This is a genomic window from Kitasatospora sp. NPDC051170 (genome assembly GCF_044455705.1).
In the GTDB taxonomy this organism is placed as follows: Bacteria; Actinomycetota; Actinomycetes; order Streptomycetales; family Streptomycetaceae; genus Kitasatospora.
In genome coordinates this window covers 1-22,925 of record NZ_JBITFA010000017.1, presented here as the reverse complement: position 1 = coordinate 22,925, position 22,925 = coordinate 1, and the positions used below count along the sequence as shown (strand labels likewise).

Annotated in this window: 25 protein-coding genes; 13 read left to right on the top strand and 12 right to left on the bottom strand. The window is 70.7% G+C overall.

All coding sequences use genetic code 11. The annotated features are described in order from the left end of the window. Position 1: 1 nt before the first annotated feature. From rapZ to ACIBCA_RS30075, 8 genes are all read left to right on the top strand, one after another. Positions 2-880 (top strand): RNase adapter RapZ, encoded by an 879-nt coding sequence (rapZ, locus tag ACIBCA_RS30110; protein ID WP_031065357.1) that lies wholly within the window; start codon positions 2-4, stop codon positions 878-880. 75 nt (positions 881-955) lie between these two features. After that, positions 956-2,053, top strand: coding sequence for a uridine diphosphate-N-acetylglucosamine-binding protein YvcK (gene yvcK, locus ACIBCA_RS30105; protein WP_396286186.1), 1,098 nt, complete (start codon positions 956-958; stop codon positions 2,051-2,053). Continuing rightward, a complete protein-coding gene (gene whiA, locus ACIBCA_RS30100) occupies positions 2,044-3,024 on the top strand; it encodes a DNA-binding protein WhiA (RefSeq protein ID WP_396286185.1) in 981 nt (326 codons plus the stop codon). Before yvcK ends, whiA begins: the two co-directional genes overlap by 10 nt. Before the next feature lie 318 nt (positions 3,025-3,342). Beyond that, on the top strand, positions 3,343-4,350 hold the full coding sequence (gene gap, locus ACIBCA_RS30095) for a type I glyceraldehyde-3-phosphate dehydrogenase (RefSeq protein ID WP_396286184.1): 1,008 nt from the start codon (positions 3,343-3,345) through the stop codon (positions 4,348-4,350). A 152-nt stretch (positions 4,351-4,502) separates the two neighbouring features. After that, positions 4,503-5,705, top strand: a complete 1,203-nt coding sequence (locus ACIBCA_RS30090; RefSeq protein ID WP_396286183.1) for a phosphoglycerate kinase — start codon at positions 4,503-4,505, stop codon at positions 5,703-5,705. Between the two features lie 4 nt (positions 5,706-5,709). Continuing rightward, a complete protein-coding gene (tpiA, locus tag ACIBCA_RS30085; RefSeq protein WP_396286182.1) occupies positions 5,710-6,495 on the top strand; it encodes a triose-phosphate isomerase in 786 nt (261 codons plus the stop codon). Between the two features lie 88 nt (positions 6,496-6,583). Beyond that, positions 6,584-6,820 (top strand): preprotein translocase subunit SecG, encoded by a 237-nt coding sequence (gene secG, locus ACIBCA_RS30080; protein ID WP_396286181.1) that lies wholly within the window; start codon positions 6,584-6,586, stop codon positions 6,818-6,820. A gap of 204 nt (positions 6,821-7,024) precedes the next feature. Next, entirely contained in the window at positions 7,025-7,312 is a 288-nt protein-coding gene (locus ACIBCA_RS30075; protein WP_031065345.1) for an RNA polymerase-binding protein RbpA, read from the top strand. Between the two features lie 104 nt (positions 7,313-7,416). On the opposite strand, the gene pgl is transcribed toward ACIBCA_RS30075, so the two are convergent. The 5 genes from pgl to tkt form a co-directional block, all read right to left on the bottom strand. Beyond that, positions 7,417-8,223 carry a 6-phosphogluconolactonase gene (pgl, locus tag ACIBCA_RS30070; protein WP_396286180.1) on the bottom strand — a complete coding sequence of 269 codons (807 nt, stop codon included), beginning with the start codon at positions 8,221-8,223 and terminating at the stop codon, positions 7,417-7,419. Next, positions 8,220-9,395 carry a glucose-6-phosphate dehydrogenase assembly protein OpcA gene (opcA, locus tag ACIBCA_RS30065; RefSeq protein ID WP_396286179.1) on the bottom strand — a complete coding sequence of 392 codons (1,176 nt, stop codon included), beginning with the start codon at positions 9,393-9,395 and terminating at the stop codon, positions 8,220-8,222. Before opcA ends, pgl begins: the two co-directional genes overlap by 4 nt. Then, a complete protein-coding gene (gene zwf, locus ACIBCA_RS30060; protein ID WP_396286342.1) occupies positions 9,392-10,948 on the bottom strand; it encodes a glucose-6-phosphate dehydrogenase in 1,557 nt (518 codons plus the stop codon). Before zwf ends, opcA begins: the two co-directional genes overlap by 4 nt. Positions 10,949-11,011: 63 nt before the next feature. Then, entirely contained in the window at positions 11,012-12,154 is a 1,143-nt protein-coding gene (tal, locus tag ACIBCA_RS30055) for a transaldolase (RefSeq protein WP_396286178.1), read from the bottom strand. A 93-nt stretch (positions 12,155-12,247) separates the two neighbouring features. Further along, on the bottom strand, positions 12,248-14,347 hold the full coding sequence (gene tkt, locus ACIBCA_RS30050; RefSeq protein ID WP_396286177.1) for a transketolase: 2,100 nt from the start codon (positions 14,345-14,347) through the stop codon (positions 12,248-12,250). Between the two features lie 474 nt (positions 14,348-14,821). On the opposite strand from tkt, the gene ACIBCA_RS30045 reads away from it, so the two are divergent. Then, complete coding sequence (locus ACIBCA_RS30045) at positions 14,822-15,769, top strand: heme o synthase (protein WP_396286176.1); 948 nt, start codon at positions 14,822-14,824, stop codon at positions 15,767-15,769. A 117-nt stretch (positions 15,770-15,886) separates the two neighbouring features. Here ACIBCA_RS30045 and ACIBCA_RS30040 read toward each other — a convergent pair whose 3' ends face one another. After that, positions 15,887-16,528 carry a DUF2461 domain-containing protein gene (locus tag ACIBCA_RS30040; RefSeq protein ID WP_396286175.1) on the bottom strand — a complete coding sequence of 214 codons (642 nt, stop codon included), beginning with the start codon at positions 16,526-16,528 and terminating at the stop codon, positions 15,887-15,889. A gap of 74 nt (positions 16,529-16,602) precedes the next feature. On the opposite strand from ACIBCA_RS30040, the gene ACIBCA_RS30035 reads away from it, so the two are divergent. Then, positions 16,603-16,935 (top strand): hypothetical protein, encoded by a 333-nt coding sequence (locus ACIBCA_RS30035; RefSeq protein ID WP_396286174.1) that lies wholly within the window; start codon positions 16,603-16,605, stop codon positions 16,933-16,935. A 54-nt stretch (positions 16,936-16,989) separates the two neighbouring features. Here ACIBCA_RS30035 and ACIBCA_RS30030 read toward each other — a convergent pair whose 3' ends face one another. After that, positions 16,990-17,946 (bottom strand): SMP-30/gluconolactonase/LRE family protein, encoded by a 957-nt coding sequence (locus tag ACIBCA_RS30030; RefSeq protein WP_396286173.1) that lies wholly within the window; start codon positions 17,944-17,946, stop codon positions 16,990-16,992. Positions 17,947-18,047: 101 nt separating this feature from the next. Here ACIBCA_RS30030 and ACIBCA_RS30025 point away from each other — a divergent pair, with 101 nt between their 5' ends. After that, positions 18,048-18,518: an Lrp/AsnC family transcriptional regulator gene (locus ACIBCA_RS30025; RefSeq protein ID WP_396286172.1), complete on the top strand. Its 471-nt coding sequence runs from the start codon at positions 18,048-18,050 to the stop codon at positions 18,516-18,518. A gap of 179 nt (positions 18,519-18,697) precedes the next feature. On the opposite strand, the gene ACIBCA_RS30020 is transcribed toward ACIBCA_RS30025, so the two are convergent. The 5 genes from ACIBCA_RS30020 to ACIBCA_RS30000 form a co-directional block, all read right to left on the bottom strand. Then, entirely contained in the window at positions 18,698-19,300 is a 603-nt protein-coding gene (locus ACIBCA_RS30020) for a hypothetical protein (protein ID WP_396286341.1), read from the bottom strand. Continuing rightward, the gene (gene tgmB / locus ACIBCA_RS30015; protein ID WP_396286171.1) at positions 19,213-20,250 is read right to left on the bottom strand and encodes an ATP-grasp ribosomal peptide maturase; all 1,038 of its coding nucleotides are present in this window, start codon (positions 20,248-20,250) and stop codon (positions 19,213-19,215) included. The genes ACIBCA_RS30020 and tgmB overlap by 88 nt, the downstream gene beginning before the upstream one ends. Then, positions 20,250-20,522, bottom strand: a complete 273-nt coding sequence (gene tgmA, locus ACIBCA_RS30010; protein ID WP_396286170.1) for a putative ATP-grasp-modified RiPP — start codon at positions 20,520-20,522, stop codon at positions 20,250-20,252. The genes tgmB and tgmA overlap by 1 nt, the downstream gene beginning before the upstream one ends. 82 nt (positions 20,523-20,604) lie before the next feature. Further along, positions 20,605-21,156: a hypothetical protein gene (locus ACIBCA_RS30005; RefSeq protein ID WP_396286169.1), complete on the bottom strand. Its 552-nt coding sequence runs from the start codon at positions 21,154-21,156 to the stop codon at positions 20,605-20,607. A gap of 182 nt (positions 21,157-21,338) precedes the next feature. Next, positions 21,339-21,782, bottom strand: coding sequence for an ATP-binding protein (locus tag ACIBCA_RS30000; protein ID WP_396286168.1), 444 nt, complete (start codon positions 21,780-21,782; stop codon positions 21,339-21,341). A gap of 219 nt (positions 21,783-22,001) precedes the next feature. Between ACIBCA_RS30000 and ACIBCA_RS29995 the strand changes: the two genes are divergently transcribed. Both ACIBCA_RS29995 and ACIBCA_RS29990 read left to right on the top strand, forming a co-directional pair. Beyond that, positions 22,002-22,808 (top strand): helix-turn-helix domain-containing protein, encoded by an 807-nt coding sequence (locus ACIBCA_RS29995; protein ID WP_396286167.1) that lies wholly within the window; start codon positions 22,002-22,004, stop codon positions 22,806-22,808. Further along, positions 22,783-22,925 (top strand): transposase (locus ACIBCA_RS29990; RefSeq protein WP_396283581.1); only part of this gene is annotated, 143 nt, incomplete at its 3' end. The genes ACIBCA_RS29995 and ACIBCA_RS29990, both read left to right, overlap by 26 nt.

Here is a 22,925-nt window from a genome sequence, read left to right as displayed (position 1 = left end):
CGTGTCAGACGTGGCCGAGAACGCGCCGGAGCTGGTGATCATCTCCGGCATGTCCGGAGCCGGCCGCTCCACCGCGGCCAAGTGCCTGGAGGACCTCGGCTGGTTCGTGGTCGACAACCTGCCGCCCGCCCTGATCCCGACCATGGTCGACCTCGGCGCCCGCTCCCAGGGCAACGTCGCCAGGATCGGCGTGGTCGTGGACGTGCGCGGCCGCCAGTTCTTCGACGACCTGCTCACCTCCCTCGACGAGCTGGAGAAGAGGGGCGTGCGCCTTCGGGTGATCTTCCTCGACTCCTCCGACGAGGCCCTGGTGCGCCGCTTCGAGAACGTGCGCCGCCCCCACCCGCTCCAGGCCGACGGCCGCATCGTCGACGGCATCGCCCAGGAGCGCGACCTCCTGCGCGACCTGCGCGGCGAGGCCGACCTGGTGATCGACACCTCCAACCTCAACGTGCACCAGCTGCGCGCCAAGCTCGACGCCCAGTTCGCCGACCACGACGAGCCCGAGCTGCGCGCCACCGTGATGTCCTTCGGCTTCAAGTACGGCCTGCCCGTCGACGCCGACCTCGTCGTGGACTGCCGCTTCCTGCCCAACCCCCACTGGGTCCCCGAGCTGCGCGCCCGCACCGGCACCGACGCGGACGTCGCCGACTACGTCTTCCAGCAGCCCGGGGCCAACGAGTTCCTGGACGGCTACGCCGATCTGCTGCGCATCGTCGCGGAGGGTTACCGCCGCGAAGGGAAGCGCTACATGACGCTTGCCGTAGGCTGCACCGGTGGCAAGCACCGCAGCGTCGCCATGTCCGAGCGTCTGACCAAGCGTCTCATCGCCGACGGAGTCGAGACGGTGCTCGTCCACCGTGACATGGGACGGGAATAGTCCGCCTCCTTCTCGCCGGACGACCCCCGGCGCAGCCGGTGGCGGGGGAGGAACGCGAGGTGATTCGTGGCGGGAGTGGCGGGATACGGACCCGGGCGGCAGCCGCAGGGCAGGGGAGGTGACCGGGCGGCCGTCCCGGTCCGGCCCCCGGCGCCCAGCCGGCCGCGCAACAGCCCCGCCCGGGCCAACCCCGCCCCCCGCATCACCGCGCTCGGCGGCGGCCAGGGCCTGTCCGCCTCGCTGTCCGCGCTGCGCCGCCTGACCAGCGACGTCACCGCCGTGGTCACCGTCGCCGACGACGGCGGCTCCAGCGGACGGCTGCGCAGTGAGCTGGGCGTGCTGCCCCCGGGAGACCTGCGCAAGGCGCTGGCCGCGCTGTGCGGGGACGACGACTGGGGCCGCACCTGGTCCGAGGTGATCCAGCAGCGCTTCACCGGCAACGGCGAGCTGGGCGGCCACGCGGTGGGCAACCTGCTGATCGTCGCCCTCTGGGAGAAGCTGGGGGACCCGGTGGCCGCCCTGGAGTGGGTCGGCCGCCTGCTGAACGTCCAGGGCCGGGTGCTGCCGATGTCGGCCGTCCCGCTGGACATCGAGGCGACGGTGCGCGGCCACGACCCGGCCCGCCCCGCCGAGGTCGGCGCCGTACGGGGCCAGGCCAGCGTGGCCGCGACCCCGGGCACCGTGCAGTCGATCCGGCTGGTGCCCGAGGAGCCGCCCGCCGTGCCCGAGGCCGTCGCGGCCGTGCGGGAGGCGGACTGGGTGGTGCTCGGCCCCGGCTCCTGGTTCACCAGCGTCCTGCCGCACCTGCTGGTGCCCGAGCTGGCCAAGGCGCTGGTGGAGACCCGCGCCCGCCGCCTGCTCACCCTGAACCTGGCCCCCCAGCCCGGCGAGACGGAGGGCTTCACCCCGCAGCGTCATCTGGAGGTCATCGCCGACCACGCTCCCGACCTCGCCGTGGATGCGATCCTGGTGGACGAGCGCGCCGTCTCGGGCGGCGCCTTCGGCCAGGCGGACCTGGCCGGTCTGGAGAAGGCCGCCACGAGGATGGGCGCCGCTCTGGTGCTCGGTTCGGTGGCCCGGACCGACGGCACCCCGCGACACGACCCGGAGCTGTTGGCAGCCGCGTACGACCGGATTTTCCGGACACATGGAAGGATCGGGCCATGGCGATGACTCCAGCGGTGAAGGACGAGATCAGCCGGCTCCCGGTCACCCGGGCCTGCTGTCGCAAGGCGGAGGTGTCGGCGATCCTGCGGTTCGCGGGCGGACTGCACATCGTGAGCGGCCGCATCGTGATCGAGGCGGAGCTGGACACCGGCGCGGCGGCGCGGCGGCTGCGCAAGGACCTCCTGGAGATTTTCGGGCACTCCTCGGACCTCGTGGTGATGGCCCCCGGCGGGCTGCGGCGCGGCAGCCGGTTCGTCGTGCGGGTCGTCAAGGACGGCGAGCTGCTCGCGCGCCAGACCGGGCTCGTGGACGGCAGGGGCCGCCCGATCCGGGGCCTGCCCCCGGCGGTCGTCTCCGGGGCGACCTGCGACGCCGAGGCGGCGTGGCGCGGGGCCTTCCTGGCGCACGGCTCGCTCACCGAGCCGGGCCGCTCCTCCTCGCTGGAGATCACCTGCCCCGGCTCCGAGGCGGCCCTCGCCCTGGTCGGTGCCGCCCGCAGGCTCGGCATCCCGGCCAAGGCCCGCGAGGTGCGCGGCGTGGACCGGGTGGTCATCCGTGACGGCGACGCGATCGGCGCGCTGCTGACCCGCCTGGGCGCGCACGAGTCGGTGCTCGCCTGGGAGGAGCGCCGGATGCGCCGCGAGGTGCGGGCCACCGCCAACCGCCTGGCCAACTTCGACGACGCCAACCTGCGCCGCTCGGCCCGCGCCGCGGTGGCGGCCGGCGCCCGGGTGCAGCGCGCGCTGGAGATCCTCGGCGAGGAGGTGCCCGAGCACCTGGCCGCCGCGGGCCAGCTGCGGATGCAGCACAAGCAGGCGTCGCTGGAGGAGCTGGGCGCGCTCGCCGACCCGCCGCTGACCAAGGACGCGGTGGCCGGCCGGATCCGCCGGCTGCTGGCGATGGCCGACAAGCGGGCCTCCGAGCTCGGCCTGCCGGGCACCGAGGCGAGCCTGACCGACGAGATGGCGATGAACTGAGTGGCGGTGAACTGAGCTCCGCGCTCCAGAGCGTTCACTCACGGCCGGTACCCCGAGGAGGGGGTGCCGGCCGTGAGCCGTAGCCGGGTCCGGCCGTACATTCAAATTGGTAGAGACCATTGGCCCGGGACCAACTGCCCGGCGAACCAGGGACGGACGGCCTGAAATGGGGGTTGCGCCGCGCCACGCCCGGTCTCACCACGCGGCGCGATGTGCCCTCCCAGCCCCGGGAGGGGTAGGGTCATAGGCGGTCGGGGACTTCCCAAATCTCATCCCCGTCGGCCTTCGCGCCGGCGTACCTAACGAGGAGATCGGTTCGTGACGATCCGGGTAGGCATCAACGGCTTCGGCCGCATCGGCCGCAACTTCTTCCGCGCCGTCAAGGCCCAGGGCGCGGACATCGAGATCGTCGGTGTCAACGACCTCACCGACACGAAGACCCTGGCCCACCTGCTCAAGTACGACACCACCCTGGGTACCTTCCCGGGCGAGGTCTCGCACACCGAGGACACCATCACCGTCGACGGCCACACCTTCAAGGTGACGGCCGAGCGTGACCCCGCGAACCTGCCGTGGGCCGCCCTGGGCGCCGACATCGTCGTCGAGTCCACCGGCATCTTCACCAAGGCCGAGGCCGCGAAGAAGCACATCGCCGCCGGTGCCAAGAAGGTCATCATCTCGGCGCCCGCCACCGACGAGGACATCACCGTCGTCCTGGGCGTCAACGACGACAAGTACGACGCGGCCAACCACCACGTCATCTCCAACGCCTCCTGCACCACCAACTGCGTGGCGCCGATGGCGAAGGTGCTGAACGACAACTTCGGCATCGTCAAGGGTCTGATGACCACCGTCCACGCGTTCACCAACGACCAGGTCACCCTGGACTTCCCGCACAAGGACCTGCGCCGTGCTCGTGCGGCGAGCCAGAACATCATCCCGACCTCGACGGGTGCCGCCAAGGCGACCGCCCTGGTCCTGCCGGAGCTGAAGGGCAAGCTGGACGGCACCTCGCTGCGCGTCCCGGTCCCGACCGGCTCGATCACCGACCTGGTCGTGACCCTCGAGCGCGAGGTCACCAAGGACGAGGTCAACGCGGCCTTCCAGAAGGCCGCTCAGGAGGGCTCGCTCGCGGGCGTCCTGGCCTACACCGAGGACCCGATCGTCTCCTCGGACATCGTGAACGACCCGCACTCGTGCATCTTCGACTCCCAGCTCACCATGGTCCAGGGCAACCAGGTCAAGGTGCTCGGCTGGTACGACAACGAGTGGGGCTACTCGAACCGCGTCGTCGACCTGGTCGGCATCGTCGGAGAGCAGCTCTGACCCGTTGGGAGCTGACGTGATGTAGGGGCGAGGGCCCGGACGGCGCACGACGCCGACCGGGCCCTCGCGCCGCGCTCAAGGACTTCCCAGGCGGCCCCTGCGCCGTGCCGCCTCTCTGCGCATCCCCATCTCCCCAGGAGACCGAAGAACCCGTGAAGACCATCGAAGACCTCGACGTCGCAGGCAAGCGCGTCTTCGTCCGCGCCGACCTGAACGTCCCGCTGGACGGCAGCACGATCACCGACGACGGCCGCATCCGCGCCGTCGCGCCGACCATCGCCAAGCTCCTGGAGCGCGGTGCGAAGGTCGTCGTCGCCTCGCACCTCGGCCGCCCCAAGGGCGAGCCGGACCCGAAGTTCTCGCTCGCCCCCGTGGCCGCGCGCCTCGGCGAGATCCTCGGCCGTCCGGTCGCCTTCGCCACCGACACCGTCGGCGAGAGCGCCACGGCCGCCGTCGCCGCGCTGGGCGAGGGCGAGGTCGCGCTGCTGGAGAACCTCCGCTTCAACGCCGGCGAGACCAGCAAGGACGACGCCGAGCGCAAGGCCTTCGCCGAGCAGCTCGCCGCCCTCGCGGACCTCTACGTCGGTGACGGCTTCGGCGCCGTGCACCGCAAGCACGCCTCCGTGTTCGACCTGCCGGCCCTGCTCCCGCACGCCGCCGGTGACCTGATCGCCACCGAGGTCGGCGTCCTCAAGCGGCTGACCGACGAGGTCGCCCGCCCGTACGTCGTCGTGCTCGGCGGCGCCAAGGTCTCCGACAAGCTCGGAGTGATCGACAACCTGCTGAAGAAGGCCGACCGCATCCTCATCGGCGGCGGCATGGCGTACACCTTCCTCAAGGCCAAGGGCCACGAGGTCGGCATCTCGCTGCTGCAGGAGGACCAGATCCCGACCGTCCTGGACTACCTCAAGCGCGCCGAGGACACCGGCGTCGAGTTCGTCCTGCCGGTGGACGTCCTGGTCTCGGCCGAGTTCCCGGACCTCAAGACCAAGGCCCCGGCGGACTTCGAGACCGTCGACGCGGACGAGATCCCCGCCGACAAGGAGGGCCTGGACATCGGCCCGAAGTCCCGCGAGCTGTTCGCGAGCAAGCTGGCCGACGCCGGCACGGTGTTCTGGAACGGCCCGATGGGCGTCTTCGAGCACCCGGACTACGCCGGCGGCACCTCCGCCGTCGCGCAGGCCCTGGTCGACAGCGACGCGTTCACCGTCGTCGGCGGCGGCGACTCCGCCGCGGCCGTCCGCATCCTGGGCTTCGACGAGACGAAGTTCGGGCACATCTCGACCGGCGGTGGCGCGAGCCTGGAGTACCTGGAGGGCAAGCAGCTCCCCGGTCTCACCGCCCTGGAAGGCTGAAAGCATGACTGAGCGTCTCCCGCTGATGGCGGGCAACTGGAAGATGAACCTCGACCACTACGAGGCCATCCGCCACACCCAGAAGCTGGTCTTCACCCTGGCCGACAAGGACTACGAGGCCGTCGAGGTCGCCGTCCTGGTGCCCTTCACCGACCTGCGGTCGCTCCAGACCCTGGTCGACGGTGACAAGCTGAAGATCAAGTACGGCTCGCAGGACATCTCCCAGCACGACTCCGGCGCCTACACCGGCGAGGTCTCCGGCCCGATGCTGGCCCGGCTCAAGTGCACCTACGCGGTGATCGGCCACTCCGAGCGCCGCCAGTACCACGGCGAGAACGAGGAGATCGTCAACGCCAAGGTCAAGGCCGCCTACCGCGCCGGGGTCACCCCGATCCTGTGCATCGGCGAGCCGCTGGAGATCCGCAAGGCCGGCACGCACGTCGAGCACACCCTGGCCCAGCTGGACGGCGCCCTCGACGGCGTCCCGGCCGACCAGGCCGAGTCGATCGTCGTGGCCTACGAGCCGGTCTGGGCGATCGGCACCGGCGAGGTGGCCACCCCGGAGGACGCGCAGGAGGTCTGCGCCGCGATCCGCGCCCGCCTGGCCGAGCTGTACGACGCCGAGCTGGCCGGCAAGGTCCGCGTCCTGTACGGCGGCTCGGTCAAGTCCTCCAGCGCGGCCGGCCTGATGGCCAAGCCCGACATCGACGGCGGCCTGATCGGCGGTGCCTCCCTGGACGCCGACGAGTTCGTCAAGATCGTGCGCTACCGTGACCAGGCAGTAGGCTAACGCCGCCGCAGCAACGTAGGCTTTGGGGCCGGACCGCCGTTCGCGGGCCCGGCCCCTTCGCCGAAGATACGAGAGAGTTGGTCCCGTCGTGGTTCTCGGGTTCTCGATTGCCCTGATCGTCCTGAGCTTGCTGATGATCCTGCTTGTGCTGCTGCACAAGGGGAAGGGCGGCGGCCTGTCGGACATGTTCGGCGGCGGCGCGATGTCCACCGGCGGCGGCTCGGCCGTGGCCGAGCGCAACCTGGACCGCATCACGATCGTGATCGGCCTCGGATGGTTCGCCTGCATCATCGTTCTCGGCCTGGTGCTCAAGTTCCAGAAGTGACGCGGGTCTGACACCCCGTCTCCCGAGCGTTTATCCTGGGACGGCCGGGGGCGTAGGCGATGGTGGCGGACCCTTAACTCCTGCTTACACTAGGACGACTTTCGCCACCGACGCGCACGCGGCGGGTCGGCGCACCAGCACGCAGGGAGTCAGACCGTGGCAAGTGGCAACGCCATCCGTGGCAGCAGGGTCGGAGCGGGCCCGATGGGCGAGGCGGAGCGCGGCGAGTCCGCCCCGCGCAACCGGATCAGCTTCTGGTGTGCCAACAAGCACGAGACCAAGCCCAGCTTCGCGGCCGAAGCGGTCATCCCGGAGACCTGGGACTGCCCGCGCTGCGGCTTCCCGGCCGGGCAGGACGAGGACAACCCGCCCGCCCCGTCGCGCAACGAGCCCTACAAGACCCACCTCGCCTACGTCCGCGAGCGTCGCACCGACGCGGACGGCGAGGCGATCCTCGCCGAGGCGCTGGCCAAGCTGCGCGGCGAGATCTGAGCTCCCGCGCGTTCAGCGCGTTCAGCGCGTTCTGTGCGTTCTCGCGCGTTCACGCCGAAGGGCGCCACCGTCGACGACGGTGGCGCCCTTCGGCGTCGGCCCCTCTACGCCGAGGCCGGCGGGTACAGCTGCGGCGGGATCCGCTCCGCGGCGGCGCGGTCCAGCAGCCACAGGGTGCGGCTGCGCCCGTACGCGCCGGAGGCCGGGGCCTGGATCTCGCCGGGGCCGGTCAGGGCCAGCGCCACGGCGCCCGCCTTGTCCTCGCCGGCGGCCAGCAGCCAGACCTCGCGGGCCGCGCGGATCGCCGGGAGGGTGAGCGAGATCCGGGTCGGCGGGGGCTTGGGGGCCCCGCGCACGCCGACCACGGTCAGCTCGGTCTCCCGCACGCCCGGGTGCTCCGGGAAGAGCGAGGCGACGTGGGTGTCCGGGCCGACGCCGAGCAGCAGCACGTCGAAGGCCGGGACGCCGAGCCTGTCGCCCGGCCCGGCGGCCTTGGCCAGTTCCTCGGCGTAGCGGGCGGCGGCGGACTCCACATCCGAGCCGTCCGCACCGTCCGCGTCGCCCGCGTCGTCCGAGGCGGGCATCTCGTGCACCCGCGCCGGGTCGAGCGGGACGGCGTCCAGCAGCTCGGCACGGGCCTGGACGGCGTTGCGGTCCGGGTCGGCGGCGGGCACGTAGCGCTCGTCGCCCCACCAGAGGTCCAGCCGGCCCCAGTCGACCGCGTCGCGCGCCGGGGAGGCGGCGATCGCGGCCAGCAGGGCGTTGCCGTTGCGGCCACCGGTGAGCACCACCGAGGCGGTGCCGCGGGCGGCCTGGGCGTCCACGATCCGGGTGATCAGCCGGGCCGCGGCCGCCTGGGCCATCAGCTCCTTGTCCCGGTGGACGACCAGCTGCGGGGTCGCGTTGGTCATGCGCTCCCCTTGGCGGCGCGCTTGCCCGCGGACTTCTTGGCGGGGGCCTTCGTAGCCTTCACGGGGGCCTTGGCGGGGGCCTTCTCGGCGGGCGCCTCCACAGCCTCCACGGGCTTCGCGGCCGCCACAGGCTTCGCAGCCTTTACGGGCTCCGCGGCTTCCGCCGCCGCTGCGGCCTCGGCGGCCTCCGCCGCCTCGACGACCGCGTGGGCGATCTCCTCGGCGGCGGCGGTCTCGGCGGTGGCCGGTTCGCGCAGCCGCTCGACGGGCGTGCGCACGGCCGTCGCGTAGATGTCGTCCGGGTCCAGGCGGCGCAGCTCCTCGGCGATCAGCTCCGAGGTCTCGCGCCGCTTGAGGGCCACCTGGCGGTCCGGCGAGCCGGGCATGGAGAGCGTCCCCAGCAGGCCGTCCGGGCGGTCCAGGGTGATGTCCCCGTCTTTGGTGCGCAGGTGCACCGCGGTGATGCCCGGGCCGCCGGTGACGACGCGCTCGACCGGCACGTGCAGCCGGTTGGTGAGCCAGAGGCCGAGCAGCTCGACGCTGGGGTTGTACGACTCGCCCTCGACCACCGCGGAGGTGATCTGGGCGGGCCGCTGGTCCAGCGCGGCGGCCAGCATCGAGCGCCAGCCGGTGACGCGGGTCCAGGCCAGGTCGGTGTCGCCGGGGGTGTAGCTCTGGGCCCGCTGGGCGAGCTGGCCCACCGGGGACTCGGCGGTGACGGCGTCGGTGATCCGGCGCTGGGCGAGCGAGCCCAGCGGGTCCTGGGCCGGGTGCAGCGGCGCGTTCTCCGGCCACCAGACGACGGTGGGGGCGTCCGGCAGCAGCAGCGGCAGGACCACCGACTGGGCGTGCGCGACGAGTTCGCCGTGCATGCGCAGGATGACCGTTTCTCCGGAGCCGGCGTCGGAGCCGACCAGGATCTCGGCGTCCAGGCGGGTCTCGGCGCGGGCCCGGGGCGAGCGCCCGGCGCGCTTGATCACCGCGAGGGTGCGCATCGGGTGCTCGCGGGAGGCGTCGTTGGCGGCCTTGAGGGCGTCGTAGGCGCTGCCCTCGTCGGTCACGATCACCAGGGTGAGCACCATGCCTGCGGCGGTGGAGCCGCTGGCCCGGCGCGCCTCCATCAGCGCGGCGTTGATCTTGCTGGACGTGGTGTCCGTGAGGTCGATCTTCATGGCCGGCGCCAGCTCCTGCCGTCTCGTGCGAGCATCTCGTCCGCCTCGTCGGGGCCCCAGGTCCCGGCCGCGTACTGGGCGGGCTTGCCGTGGGTGTCCCAGTACCGCTCGATCGGGTCGAGGATCTGCCAGGAGAGCTCGACCTCCTGGTGCCGCGGGAAGAGGTTGGCGTCGCCGAGCAGCACGTCCAGGATGAGCCGCTCGTACGCCTCCGGGCTGGACTCGGTGAAGGACTCGCCGTAGGCGAAGTCCATCGTGACGTCGCGGACCTCGAAGGAGGTGCCCGGCACCTTGGAACCGAAGCGCACCGTCACGCCCTCGTCCGGCTGGACCCGGATGACCAGGGCGTTCTGCCCCAGCTCCTCGGTCGCGTACGAGTCGAAGGGCAGGTACGGGGCGCGCTGGAAGACCACCGCGATCTCGGTGACCCGGCGGCCCAGCCGCTTGCCGGTGCGCAGGTAGAACGGGACGCCCGCCCAGCGGCGGTTGTTGATCTCCAGCTTGATGGCCGCGTAGGTGTCGGTCTTGGACTCGGGGTCGATGCCGTCCTCGTCCAGGTAGCCCGCCACCTCCTCGCCGCCCTGCCAGCCGGCCGCGTACTGGCCGCGCACGGTGTGCTTGCCCAGGTCGGCCGGGAGCTTGACGGCGCTGAGCACCTTGAGCTTCTCGGCCACCAGCGCCTTGGGGTGGAAGGAGGCCGGCTCCTCGATGGCGGTGAGCGCCATCAGCTGGAGCAGGTGGTTCTGGATGACGTCACGGGCGGAGCCGATGCCGTCGTAGTAGCCGGCCCGGCCGCCGATGCCGATGTCCTCGGCCATCGTGATCTGCACGTGGTCGACGTACGACCGGTTCCAGATCGGCTCGAACATCTGGTTGGCGAAGCGCAGCGCCAGGATGTTCTGGACCGTCTCCTTGCCCAGGTAGTGGTCGATCCGGAAGACCTCGTCCCGGGGGAAGACCTCGTGGACGACCTTGTTGAGCTCCTGCGCGCTCTCCAGGTCGTGGCCGAAGGGCTTCTCGATGACCGCGCGGCGCCAGGACCCCTGCGGGGGGTCGGCCAGGCCGTGCTTCTTGAGCTGCTGGACGACGGTGGGGAAGAACTTCGGCGGGACGGACAGGTAGAAGGCGAAATTGCCGCCGGTGCCCTGGGCCTTGTCCAGCTCCTCGATGGTCTCGCGGAGCTTGTCGAAGGCATCGTCGTCGTCGAAGGTTCCGTGGACGAACCGCATGCCCTTGGCGAGCTGCTGCCAGACCTCCTCCCGGAACGGGGTCCGGGCGTGGTCGCGGACGGCGTCGTGGACCTCCTTGGCGAAGTCCTCGTCGTCCCACTCGCGGCGGGCGAAGCCGACCAGCGAGAAGCCCGGCGGGAGCAGCCCGCGGTTGGCCAGGTCGTAGACGGCCGGCATGAGCTTCTTGCGGGACAGGTCACCGGTGACGCCGAAGATCACCAGGCCCGACGGCCCCGCGATGCGCGGGAGCCGTCGGTCGGTGGGGTCGCGCAACGGGTTGACGGGCGCCGGCGGGGCGTCGTCCGCATCCGACTCGGCCGTCAACTCGGGGAAGTCAGTGCTCACTTGATGTGCTCCACTTTCGTGCGGCGGATGTGTGAGCGGGGGTCACTTCTCGTCGGCGAAGGAAGCCAGCGAGGCGGTGACGGTGTCCAGCAGCTCCTGCCAGGACTGCTCGAACTTCTGCACGCCCTCGTCCTCGAGGACCTGGACGACGTCGTCGTAGTCCACGCCGGCCGCGGCCACGGCGTCCAGCGCGGCCTTGGCGTCCGCGTAGTTGGGGACGATGGTGTTGCCGGTGATCTCGCCGTGGTCGGCGGTGGCCTCCAGGGTGGCCTCGGGCATCGTGTTGACCGTGCCGGGGGCGACCAGCTCGGTGACGTACAGGGTGTCCGGCAGGGCCGGGTCCTTGACGCCGGTGGAGGCCCACAGCGGGCGCTGGGTCTTGGCGCCGGCGGCCTCCAGGGCCGTCCAGCGGGCGCTGCCGGCCTTCTGGCCGTCGACGCTGCCGAAGACCTCCTCGTACGCCTCGTAGGCGAGGCGCGCGTTGGCGAGGGCGGCCTTGCCGCGCAGCTCCTTGGCCTCGCCGCCGATGGCGTCCAGGCGCTTGTCGATCTCGGTGTCCACGCGGGAGACGAAGAACGAGGCGACCGACTCGATCTGGGAGAGGTCCAGGCCCTTGGCCTTGGCGGCCTCCAGGCCGGTCAGGTAGGCGTCGATGACGGCCTTGTAGCGCTCGAGCGAGAAGATCAGCGTGACGTTGACGCTGATGCCCTTGCCGATGACCTCGCTGATCGCGGGCAGGCCGGCCTTGGTGGCGGGGATCTTGATGAAGACGTTCGGGCGGTCGACCAGCCACCACAGCTGCTTGGCCTCGGCCACGGTCGGGGCCGTCTCGTGGGCCAGGCGCGGGTCGACCTCGATGGAGACGCGGCCGTCGCGGCCGTTGGAGGCGTCGTAGACCGGGCGCAGCACGTCGGCGGCGTCGCGCACGTCCGAGGTGGTGATCATGCGGATCGCCTCGTCGGTGGTGACCTTGCGGACGGCGAGGTCGCGCAGCTGGCCGTCGTAGGAGCTGTCGCCGCTGCCGGCGATGGCCTTCTGGAAGATCGTCGGGTTGGTGGTGACACCCACCACGTGCTTGTTCTGCACCAGCTCGGCCAGGTTGCCGGAGTTGAGCCGGGTGCGGCTCAGGTCGTCCAGCCAGATCGCAACGCCTTCGTCGCTGAGGCGCTTCAGTGCGTCAGTCATGGTGCTCAGTCCTTTTTTCGTGCTGCTGTGTGGGGTGGTCCAGAGGGGGCCGGGCCCTCGACGTGCGGGTCTCGGGCCCGGCCGGGGGGAGCGTCAGCGGTTGACGGCTTCCAGGGAGCGCAGGGCGTTGTGGGCCTCGGCCACGACGCGCTCGGCGGTGATGCCGAACTCCTCGAACAGCACCTTGTAGTCGGCGGAGGCGCCGAAGTGCTCCAGCGAGACGATCCGGCCGTGGTCGCCGACCAGCTCGCGCCAGCCCTGGGCGATGCCGGCCTCCACGGAGACGCGGGCCTTGACCGACGGCGGCAGGACGCTGTCGCGGTACGCCTGGTCCTGCTCCTGGAACCACTCGAAGGACGGGACGGAGACCACACGGGTGGCGATGCCTTCGGCCTCCAGCGCCTCGCGGGCCTGGACGGCCAGCTGCACCTCGGAGCCGGTGCCCAGCAGGATGACCTGCGGGTCGCCGGTGGACGCCTCGGCCAGCACGTACGCGCCCTTGGCGGTGCCCTCGGCGGAGCCGAAGACCTCGCGGTCGAAGGTCGGGACGTTCTGGCGGGTCAGCGCCAGGCCGACCGGGCCGGGGTGGGTGGTCTGGCGCTCGATGACGGTGCGCCAGGCGACGGCCGTCTCGTTGGCGTCGGCCGGGCGGACGATGGCCAGGCCCGGGATGGCGCGCAGCGAGGCCAGGTGCTCGACCGGCTGGTGCGTCGGGCCGTCCTCGCCGAGGCCGATGGAGTCGTGCGTCCAGACGTAGGTGACCGGCAGCTTCATCAGCGCGGCCAGGCGCACGGCCGGGCGCATGTAGTCGGCGAAGACGAGGAAGGTGCCGCCGTAGACGCGGGTCCTGCCGTGCAGGGCGATGCCGTTCATCGCGGAGCCCATGGCGTGCTCGCGGATGCCGAAGTGGATCGTCCGGCCGTACGGGCTCGCCGACTTGAGCGGGTTGCCCTCGGGGAGGAAGGAGCTCTCCTCGTCGATGGTGGTGAGGTTGGACTCGGCGAGGTCGGCCGAGCCGCCCCACAGCTCCGGGATCACCGCGCCGAGGGCCTTGAGGGTCTCGCCGGACGCCTTGCGGGTGGCGACCTCCTTGCCGGCCGGGAAGGACGGGACGGTCTTCTTCCAGCCTTCGGGCAGCTCGCCGGCCGAGATGCGGTCGAAGTCGGCGGCGCGCTGCGGGTTGGCGGCGCGCCAGGCGTCGAAGCCCTGCTGCCACTGGTCGCGGGTGGCCTTGCCGCGGGTGATGACCTGGCGGGCGTGCTCGATGACCTGGTCGGAGACCTCGAAGGTCTTCTCCGGGTCGAAGCCCAGGACCTTCTTGGTGGCGGCGATCTCGGCGGCGCCGAGCGCGGAGCCGTGGGCCTTGGCGGTGTTCTGCGCGTCCGGGGCCGGCCAGGCGATGATCGTGCGCATCGCGATGATCGACGGGCGCGAGGTCTCGGCCTTGGCGGCGTCGAGCGCGGTGGCAAGGGCGGCCACGTCGATGTCGCCGTTGTCCTTCGGGGTGACGCGCTGGACGTGCCAGCCGTAGGCCTCGTAGCGCTTGAGGACGTCCTCGGAGAAGGCCGTCTCGGTGTCGCCCTCGATCGAGATGTGGTTGTCGTCGTAGACGGCGACCAGGTTGCCCAGCTTCTGGTGCCCGGCCAGGGAGGACGCCTCCGCGGAGATGCCCTCCTCCAGGTCGCCGTCGGAGACGATGGCCCAGATGGTGTGGTCGAACGGGGACTCGCCGGCCGGGGCCTGCGGGTCGAACAGGCCGCGCTCGTAGCGGGCGGCCATCGCCATGCCGACCGCGTTGGCGATGCCCTGGCCGAGCGGGCCGGTGGTGGTCTCCACGCCCGCGGTGTGGCCGTGCTCGGGGTGGCCGGGGGTGCGGCTGCCCGCGACGCGGAAGGCCTTGAGGTCGTCCAGCTCCAGGCCGTAGCCCGACAGGTAGAGCTGGGTGTACAGCGTCAGGCTGGTGTGCCCGGGGGAGAGGACGAAGCGGTCGCGGCCGACCCAGGAGGGGTCGGTGGGGTCGTGGCGCAGGAACCGCTGGAAGATCAGGTACGCGGCCGGGGCCAGCGACATGGCCGTCCCGGGGTGTCCGTTGCCGACCTTCTGCACGGCGTCCATGGCCAGGACTCGGGCCGTGTCAACCGTACGGTCGTCCAGATCGGTCCACTCGAATGCGTTCGTCGGCGCAGTGCTCACCCTGTCTCAGGGCTCCTTCCATTGTGAAGAGTGACCCCGTGAATGGGGACCGGGTCGGCCACGGCGCTGTGGTCCCGACGCTGGGTGGTGCCGGTCACGGAGGGTAGATCCCGCTTCTGCCAGGGAGCCTACCGTCCGGGCCGCACTCACCCTCCGTGCTGAGACAACCGGGCTTTTCGCACCGCCATTCCCACTGGGGCGGTCTGTCCGATTCTGTCCCAGGCGCTCCCGGTTCGCCGGTCACCGCGCGTCCCGCCGGACGAGACGCGTTCCGGCGGTGTCCGCAGGCCGCGTGGCGGCTGTGGCGGGGCCTTCACCCGGACGGTTCACGGGCGGGTGATCGTCACGCCTCGCCGGGGACCCCGGGGCCGGAAGGGATATATGGAGCGTCTAAGGTGGCGTGGTACGCGCAGAGCGGACGATTCGGGACCCATCGTTCCTGTGGACGCCTGCGAAGATTCATCTTCAGTTGGGGTGTTAGTGACCGCCGTCGAAACCCGTCCCGCCGGGGTCACCGGGGCGACTCCTGGGCACCGGCCGATCGGGGCCCGTGTCGGCGCCTTCGTCGCACTGACCAAGCCCCGGATCATCGAGCTGCTGCTGATGAGCACCGTGCCGGTCATGTTCCTCGCCCAGCAGGGCGTTCCGGACATGTGGCTGGTGGCCAAGGTCGTCGTCGGCGGCTACCTCTCGGCGGGCGGCGCCAACGCGCTCAACATGTACATCGACCGGGACATCGACGCGCTGATGACCCGCACCGAGCGGCGGCCGATCGTCACGGGGATGGTCTCTCCGCGCGAGGCGCTGGTGTTCGGCGTCGTGCTCGCCGTCGTCTCCACGCTGATCCTGGGCGTGGGGGTCAACTGGCTCTCGTCCGGGCTGGCGCTCGGCGCGCTGCTGTTCTACGTGTTCGTCTACACGCTCGGGCTCAAGCGGCGTACCTCGCAGAACATCGTCTGGGGCGGCATCGCCGGCTGCATGCCGGTGCTGATCGGCTGGTCCTCGGTCACGAACTCGATGTCCTGGGCCGCGGTGGCGCTGTTCCTGGTCGTCTTCTTCTGGACGCCCCCGCACACCTGGGTGCTCTCGATGAAGGTCCGCGACGACTACGAGCGGGCCGGCGTGCCGATGCTGCCGGTCGTCAAGGGCAACGTGGCGGTCGGCAAGCAGGTCGTCGCCTACTCCTGGGTGATGGTCGCGACCTCGCTGGCCGTGTGGCCGCTGGGCCACATGAGCTGGCTGTACCCGGTCGTCGCGGTGCTGCTCGGCGGGGCGTGGCTGCGCGAGGCGCACGCGCTGTACGGGCGGGCCAAGGCCGGTGTGGTGGGCGCCAAGCTCAAGGAGATGCGGCTGTTCCACTGGTCGATCACGTACCTGTCGCTGCTGTTCGTGGCGTGTGCGGTCGACCCGTTCCTGAAGTAGGGCTTCGTGTGACGGGCTCGTGTGACGGCTTTGCTTGACGGCCTCGTGTGACGGCTTCGTGTGACGGAGGAGCCCCGGTCCTGGTGGACCGGGGCTCCTTCCTTTACGCGTTCTCCTCTACCTGCTCGGCAGTTCCGACGGGCCGACGTGGCCGTCCAGCCAGTCCCTGAGCGGCTGGGAGGCGTGCAGGAAGTCCGTGATCCGGGTGTACGCGGCGCGGGTGCCCAGCCACTTCGCGGGCTCCCACTCCTGCCAGGCCACCAGGCCCTTGTGGCGCAGCAGCTCGATCCTCGGGTGGTCCTTGGGGTAGCCGCGCGGGGCGGACTTCAGGGAGTCGCGGCCGTGGACGGTCGGGCCCTGCTTCTCCACCGCCGCGATCACCCGCTCCAGCTCGGCACCGCTCACGTCCTCGGCGACGGCCGCGCGGTAGCGCTCCAGCTGGTCGGAGGCGAGCTGGTAGAAGCCGTTGCCGCAGGCCAGGCCGTCGGCGGAGAGCTGGATGTAGCCGCCGGACTCCAGGTGCGCGCCGATCTGCGTCTTGTACGGGGCCTTGTCGGCGCTGAAGCGGACGTCCCGGTTGGGGCGGAAGATCTTCCCCGGCCCGAACTCCGGCTCCAGGTCGGCGAGCAGCGCCTCCGTCGGGGCCCGTACGACGTCGTCGTACTGTTCCTTGTGGGCCTGCCAGAACGTCTTCGAGTTGTCGGCCTCCAGGCGCTCGTAGAAGTCGAGCGCCTCGGTCGGCCAGCCTTTGAAGGTCACGTCCCCCAGTATGTGGCCCGGTGCACAGGACGCTCCCGTCGCCAGCACCACTACCGGTGGGTAGCATGCGGGGCATGAGCAGCGCAGAGACCGCCACCCCCGCCGCGTCGGACGCCCGCACCGAGCGCCGCGCCAAGCGCATCGCCAAGCACCTGTCCAGCTTCGCCCGTGAGCACGGGGGCGGCGGCGACGCCGTCGTCGAGTACGTCGGCTCCGTCGCCACCCGCATCGTCGTCGTCGGCGCCGACGGCGCCTGGGGCGACCAGGTGGCCCCCAGCTACGCCGTCGGCAAGCGCGCCGCCGAGCTCGCCGGGCTGACCCTGCACGACGACTTCGAGGGCGAGCTGGGGCTGAAGGTCAAGACCGGCCCGTACGAGTGGAAGCGCATGGCCGGGATCCAGATCTGAGCCCTGCGGGCTGCCGGCCCGGGTTCCCCGAGCAGGGGAGCCCGGGCCGTTCCGTCAGCGCGCGAGGTCCAGCCAGGGCCGGGAGCCGGGCCCGGTGGGATGGGTGCCCGTGACGGCCATGACGACCGAGTAGAGGCTGGTCTCCGCGGTGATGAAGAGGCGGTTGCGCTTGGCGCCGCCCCAGGCGATGTTGGAGACGGTCTCGGGGACGTCGATCCGGCCGATCAGCGTGCCGTCCGGGTCGTAGCAGTGGACGCCGTCGGCCATGGCGGCCACCCAGAGCCGGCCGCCGTCGTCGAAGCGGAGGTTGTCGAAGCGGGCGCCCTCGCGGGCCGCGGCCTCGGCGAAGACCTCGCCGTCCGACAGCGTGCCGTCACGGCGCACGTCGAAGACCCGGATCACGCCTCCCCGGGTGTCGGAGACGAACAACCGCTGCTCGTCGGGCGAGAAGACCAGTCCGTTCGGGGCGCTGAAGCAGTCGGCGACCAGGTCGACCGAGCCGCTGACCGGGTCGATCCGGTACACGTTGTTGGAGCCGATCTCGCTCTGGGCGCGGTAGCCCTCGTAGTCACTGCTGATGCCGAAGTCCGGGTCGGAGAACCAGATCGAGCCGTCCGACCTCACCGCCGCGTCGTTCGGGCTGTTCAGACGCCTGCCCTGCCAGCGGTCGGCCAGCACGGTGACCGTGCCGTCGTGCTCGGTCCGGGTCACCCGGCGGTTGCCCTGCTCGCAGGTGACGAGGCGGCCCTCGCGGTCGAGGGTGTTGCCGTTGCTGTGCCCGGCACGGTGACGGAAGACGGCGACCGCGCCGGTCTCCTCGTCCCACCGCAGCATCCGGTCGTTGGGGATGTCGCTCCAGATCACCTGCCGCCAGGCGGGCAGGTAGACGGGGCCCTCGGCCCACCGGCAGCCGGTGTACAGGACCTCGAGGGCGGCGTCGCCGTTCATGCACTTCCCGGTGCGGAACCGATCATCGAACATCTCGTAGGGCGTGGGGCGTTCGGCGTCCACGGGTATCCTCCCCGACCATCGTGCGGTGAACCTGCTTCGACCGAGAGCCTAGACCTCAGGATGGGATATGGTCAGACCCGGAATCCATCGAATGGAGTGCAGTGGATCACATCGACCGGGCGCTGCTCGCACGACTCCAGCAGGACGCCACCCAGTCCTACGCCGTCCTGGGCAAGGCCGTCGGCCTCTCGGCCGGCGCCGCCCACGAACGGGTGCGGAAACTGCGCGAACGCGGCGTGATCCGGCGCACCGCCGCCGAGGTGGACCCGGCGGCGGTGGGCGGCGGCGTGCTGGCCTACGTCACCGTCGACTCGACCTCGTGGATGGGGGACTCCAAGGAGAGCTTCGCCGCGCTCCCCGAGGTCCTGGAGGCGCACATCATCGCCGGCAGCGCGTCGGTCCTGGTGAAGGTCAGGACCGCCACCACCGAGCAACTGCAGGACGTGCTGCGCCGGATCTACGCCATCGACGGAGTCAGCGGGACGCAGGCCACGGTGGTGCTGGAGACCTTCTTCGAACGGCAGGTCTCGCCGCTCACCGACCCCCGGGCGGACGTGGACGACCGGCTCTAGCGGCGCGGGCCGGCGGCGGGGCGGTGAATCATGCCCGGCACCGTAGCGGAGCCCCCGACGGTCAGACTGGCAGGTTCCAGCCGGGGCCGCCCTCCTGACCGATCCAGACACGCTGGCCCTGGCGCGTGACGGTGATCCCGAACCCCTCCTGATGCGGCTCGCCCGCTTCCTGCCACACCTCAATGGCGCTCTCCACCTGATCCCAGAGGCGGAGCGGGCCGCGCTGGATGACGCTCCACCCGCCGGCCGGATTCGGCATGGTCCGCGCCTGCGAGCCAGTGGCCACGTCCGAGAGAATCTGGTGCCCGCCGGCACCCATGCGTTCGGCCGAGGGCGCGGCCAGCTGGGCCACCCAACTGCCCGTCCAGGTGCTGATCACCTCCGGGTCGATCCGGGTCGGCCGCTCGTCCCCGGGAAGCAGCGCGAGGCTCTGGCGGGGGCGGGTGGTCGTGGGGCCGGGCGATCATGAAGCTGGTGTAGCAGGGCAGGAAGCGCCCGGTGGCCTCGCCGAACCCGGTCACCTCGAGCAGCGCGAGTGCGTTCGCGTAGCTCCACCCGGACAGGGTGACCAGGATGCGGCCTCCGGGCTTCACCTGGTGAAGCCACGGGAGCGGGATGTAGCGGACCGCACAGGTGGCGATGAGCCGGTCGTAGTCCTCGTTGTCCCGGTCGCCGAGAAGCCCGTCCCCGATGATCAGTCGGGGCTCGTAACCGGCCGCCGCGATGGCGGCTGCTGCGGCTGCGCCGACCGTCGGGTCGTACTCGATGCTGGTGAGGTTGATGCCCCCGAGCCGGTGCGCACCGAGGGCGGTCGAGTAACCGGTCCCGGTGCCGACTGCCAAGCCCATTGGCCGTTCGGGTTGCACTCAAGGAAGTACCAGTTCCCGGAGGCGGTCACGGCGAAGTCGAACGCGCCGTAGACCAAACGGAGTTGGCCGAGGTAGGTGGTGACCGAGCGTGCGACCGGCTCGGGTACGGTGATTGGCTTGCAGGTCATCCGGGTCTGGCGGCGGCGCCAGTCGAGGTCGGGGCTGTCGATGCGGAGGCCGAAGAGGCGGTCGCCTACTGCAGTCACCCGCGCGTCGAACACCTTCGGCACTCTTGCCTGGAAGAGGTGTGGGCAGACGGATACGGCGTCGGTGATGTCGGCCGGGCGGACCTCGCGGACCCACACGGCGTGTGGTCGTCCGTCGATCGAGTAGGGCGTGTTCCAGAGGGGTTTGTACACCGCCCCGGCGGGCTGGGCCGCCACAAACCTCCGGGCCTCGTCCGCGCTGTTCGTGATCACTGTGGCGGGGACCGCGAGTCCGAAGCGCTGCGCGGCTGCCAGTTGTGCCGGTTTGTGCTCGGCGGCGCGGTTGGCCCACGGGTGGTTCACGTAGTGCGCGTGTGGGAGCGATGCGAGGATGCCGCCCGTGGCCCACAGGGATTGCGAGGCGGCGAACCGGCGGTCCTGGCCGTCCAGTTTGGACGGGCCTTCGTAGGGCGAGGACCGGCGCACCCAGACCGACCGGACCTCGGAGAGATCGAGTTCTCGGCTGGCAGTGCGTAGGGTGCCTCGTTGGTCGTCCGTGCGGTACGCGGCGGTCAGTGAGGTACCCGTGTGCAGATCGGTGCCGGGATCGAGACGGACCACCGGAACTCGGCGCTCGGCAAGCACCCGTAGTACCGCATCTGCGGTCACATCAAAGGGATTGGTCAGTACCAGCACCGACCTGCTTCGGTCGTCCATCAGCCGTTGCTCTGGTCCTGGTCGTAGGACTCATAGCTGTCGGCATCGGTGGGCCCGCCCGGTTTGGCCCCATCACCGGGAACGGTTTGGGTGGCGGTGACACCGCTGGTGTTGGTGCCGTGGCTACCCAGCTCGACCGTTCGGCCGTGCTCGTCCACACTGACGGCGATCTGCGTCTCGGGGTCGATGACGGACGTGAACGCCGGGAGCGTGGCAGTGGCCGCGTAGGGACCCATCCTGCTGATGCCCCACGGCACGGGGGTTCGGATCATGTCCTCCTTGTTTTGACAACCCGCCCCCGGGGTGGGGCGGAGGTTGGTGGTGCGCAGGAAGTCGGTGGGCCGCCTTCCTGCGCTACGGGGTTTTAGCGTGGGTGCGGCATTGGGTGAGGGCGTAGGCGAGGCGGGAGTCGGGGTTGGGGGTGGTGGTGAGGAGTTCGCCGGCCTGGACGAGGGCGGACCAGTAGCGAACCGGGTCGCCGGTGCGGGCAAGGGGGCGGGCGGCGGTGAGGGAGAGGTAAGCGGTGGTGAGGTTGCCGGTGGTGATCCAGCGAGTGAGTCCGTGCTGGTGTCCGGCGCGGATTCCGCCGAGGGCGTCGATGGCGGTGAGGAAGAGCTCGACGATCGCGGTTTCGCGGTCGTCGAGTTGTTTGGGGATGTCGAAGATGCCGAGGGCTTCGAGGAGTTCTCCGGTGTCGGATTCGGAGCCGGGGCGGGGGTTGGCGAGGAGGGCGTGGTAGCACTCGTCGAGGCGGTGGTTGGCTTCGGTGGCGGGGATGGTGAGGGCCGCGCAGACGGCGCGGGCCGAGCGCAGGGGATCACGGGTACGGCGGGCGAGGTTGGCGTACACCTCGGCGGGGGTGGATCCGGTGTCGAAGAGGTGCCGCGCGGTGAGGGCGAGTCGCACGGGGAGTTGTCCTGTTCAAGTGGTGGGGGCGATGAGGGCCCGGGCGGGGCTCAGTGAAAGCGGGGGACCAGAACCCGGGGCCGCGACGATGATGTGGAGTCCGGCAGTGGCCGAAACCCCGATAGCAGCCCAGAATCGGAGGGGATCGGGGACCGACGGCGACCCGCCCTCGTGGTCCTGGCTTACTGAGAGGTTGCCGTGGGCACGGTGAGGTCAGCGTGGACGATCTTTCCGAAGGGGTGAGGCGTGACGCCCCAGCAGCCATGGGTGAGCCGATCGACCATCGCCAACCCCCGGCCCGACGTGGCGTCGGGCCCAGCCTGGACCATCACGGGCATCGAGCGAGAACCGTCACCGACGAGGACGCGGATGATGTGATCGGCCGGACGATGGAGGCCGACGAACATGCGGGTCCGGCAGCAGGTCTCGACCGAGTTGGTGACCAACTCGCTGACGATCACCATGGCATCGTCCATCAAGTCGTCCAGTTCCCACTCCCGCAGCTGCGAGCCGGCGAATCGGCGCGCAGCTGCCACCGATTCCGGCCGGTAGGGCAGTAGCACGCTGACGACCGGCGTCGAGTGGACGCACGGAGGCCCGTGAGTCTCCAGCAACGCATTCGGCATGGCAACTCCATTGTGAACTGGCCCGCCCGGCAACGGGTCGAGTACCTAATTCGGCTGAGGAACCGGACGTTCGAGGCCAAGTGATGCTTCGTCGGAACTACGCTTTCCGAGCCACATCGCGGCCCCGCTTCGTGCATAAGACGCTACGCCGCGTAACGAACGGCTTCGATGGACTGCCAGTACGAGTTACCCGGCCGATCACGGCCAAGGGGAGTGCCGATGGCTGCTCAAGCGCCGAAAGAGCGAGGACCAACACCGACTGGGAGTCCGCCTTCGTCCGAGCGAGAACCGGAAGGTGCCATCGTCGGCTACCTCTTCAAGGTCATCCGCGAGCAGATCCCGCGGACCCAGGAGGAGTTGGCCGAAGAGCTCGGTGTGGACAAGAGCACTCTTCAAGGGTGGGAGTCCGGACGGCGTCCGCTGTCGTCCACCAGAGCGGGCAACCTCGTGGCGATGCGCCGCAAGCTGATTCTGCTCGGAGCCCCGTCGGGCTTGGTGGACATGCTCTCCACTGCGATGGACGCCGACCTCCTCCTTGGCGAGATTCTCAGAGCAGAGCCGACCAGGGCACGGCTTTGTGAACACCCGCTCGCCGGATGGGTTCTCACACGAGACACCACGCACATGATCGGCTGGGCGGTCAGCGGGATCCTCCCTGGAGTGGTCGCTGAGTACTCGACGATTCCGGCTGCGCGACGTGGACCTGTCTCGTCGTCGCCCTTACTCGAGCCCGGGCTGCGAGAACGGTTTTTTCAGATGATCCGGACGGCCTCTGACGTCGCGGAGCAGGCCGGGGCGGAAGCGGCTCTTCTGCGTCGACAAGCCTGGTACCTGGCTTCGTACGACCAGCAATGGGATGCTTCGAACTGGTTTGATGGGTTGCGACGCCGGGGTGCGCTGACTGCGACTCTCGACGGTTGGTCTCCACGGTGGGCCGAAGCCAGATCCGTGGCAGCGGCGCTAGGGGTCGTCTTCAAAGCTGATCAAGTGATGAGGGATCATGTCCGCCATGGTGCGTCGTCATGAGCTTTCGGATGCCGAGTGGGCGGTGCTGTCGCGGTTTCTGCCGGCTTCGGGGGTGGCCGGTCGTCCGCGGTCGGACGACCGGCTGGTGCTGAACGGGATCGTGTGGAAGCTGCGGAC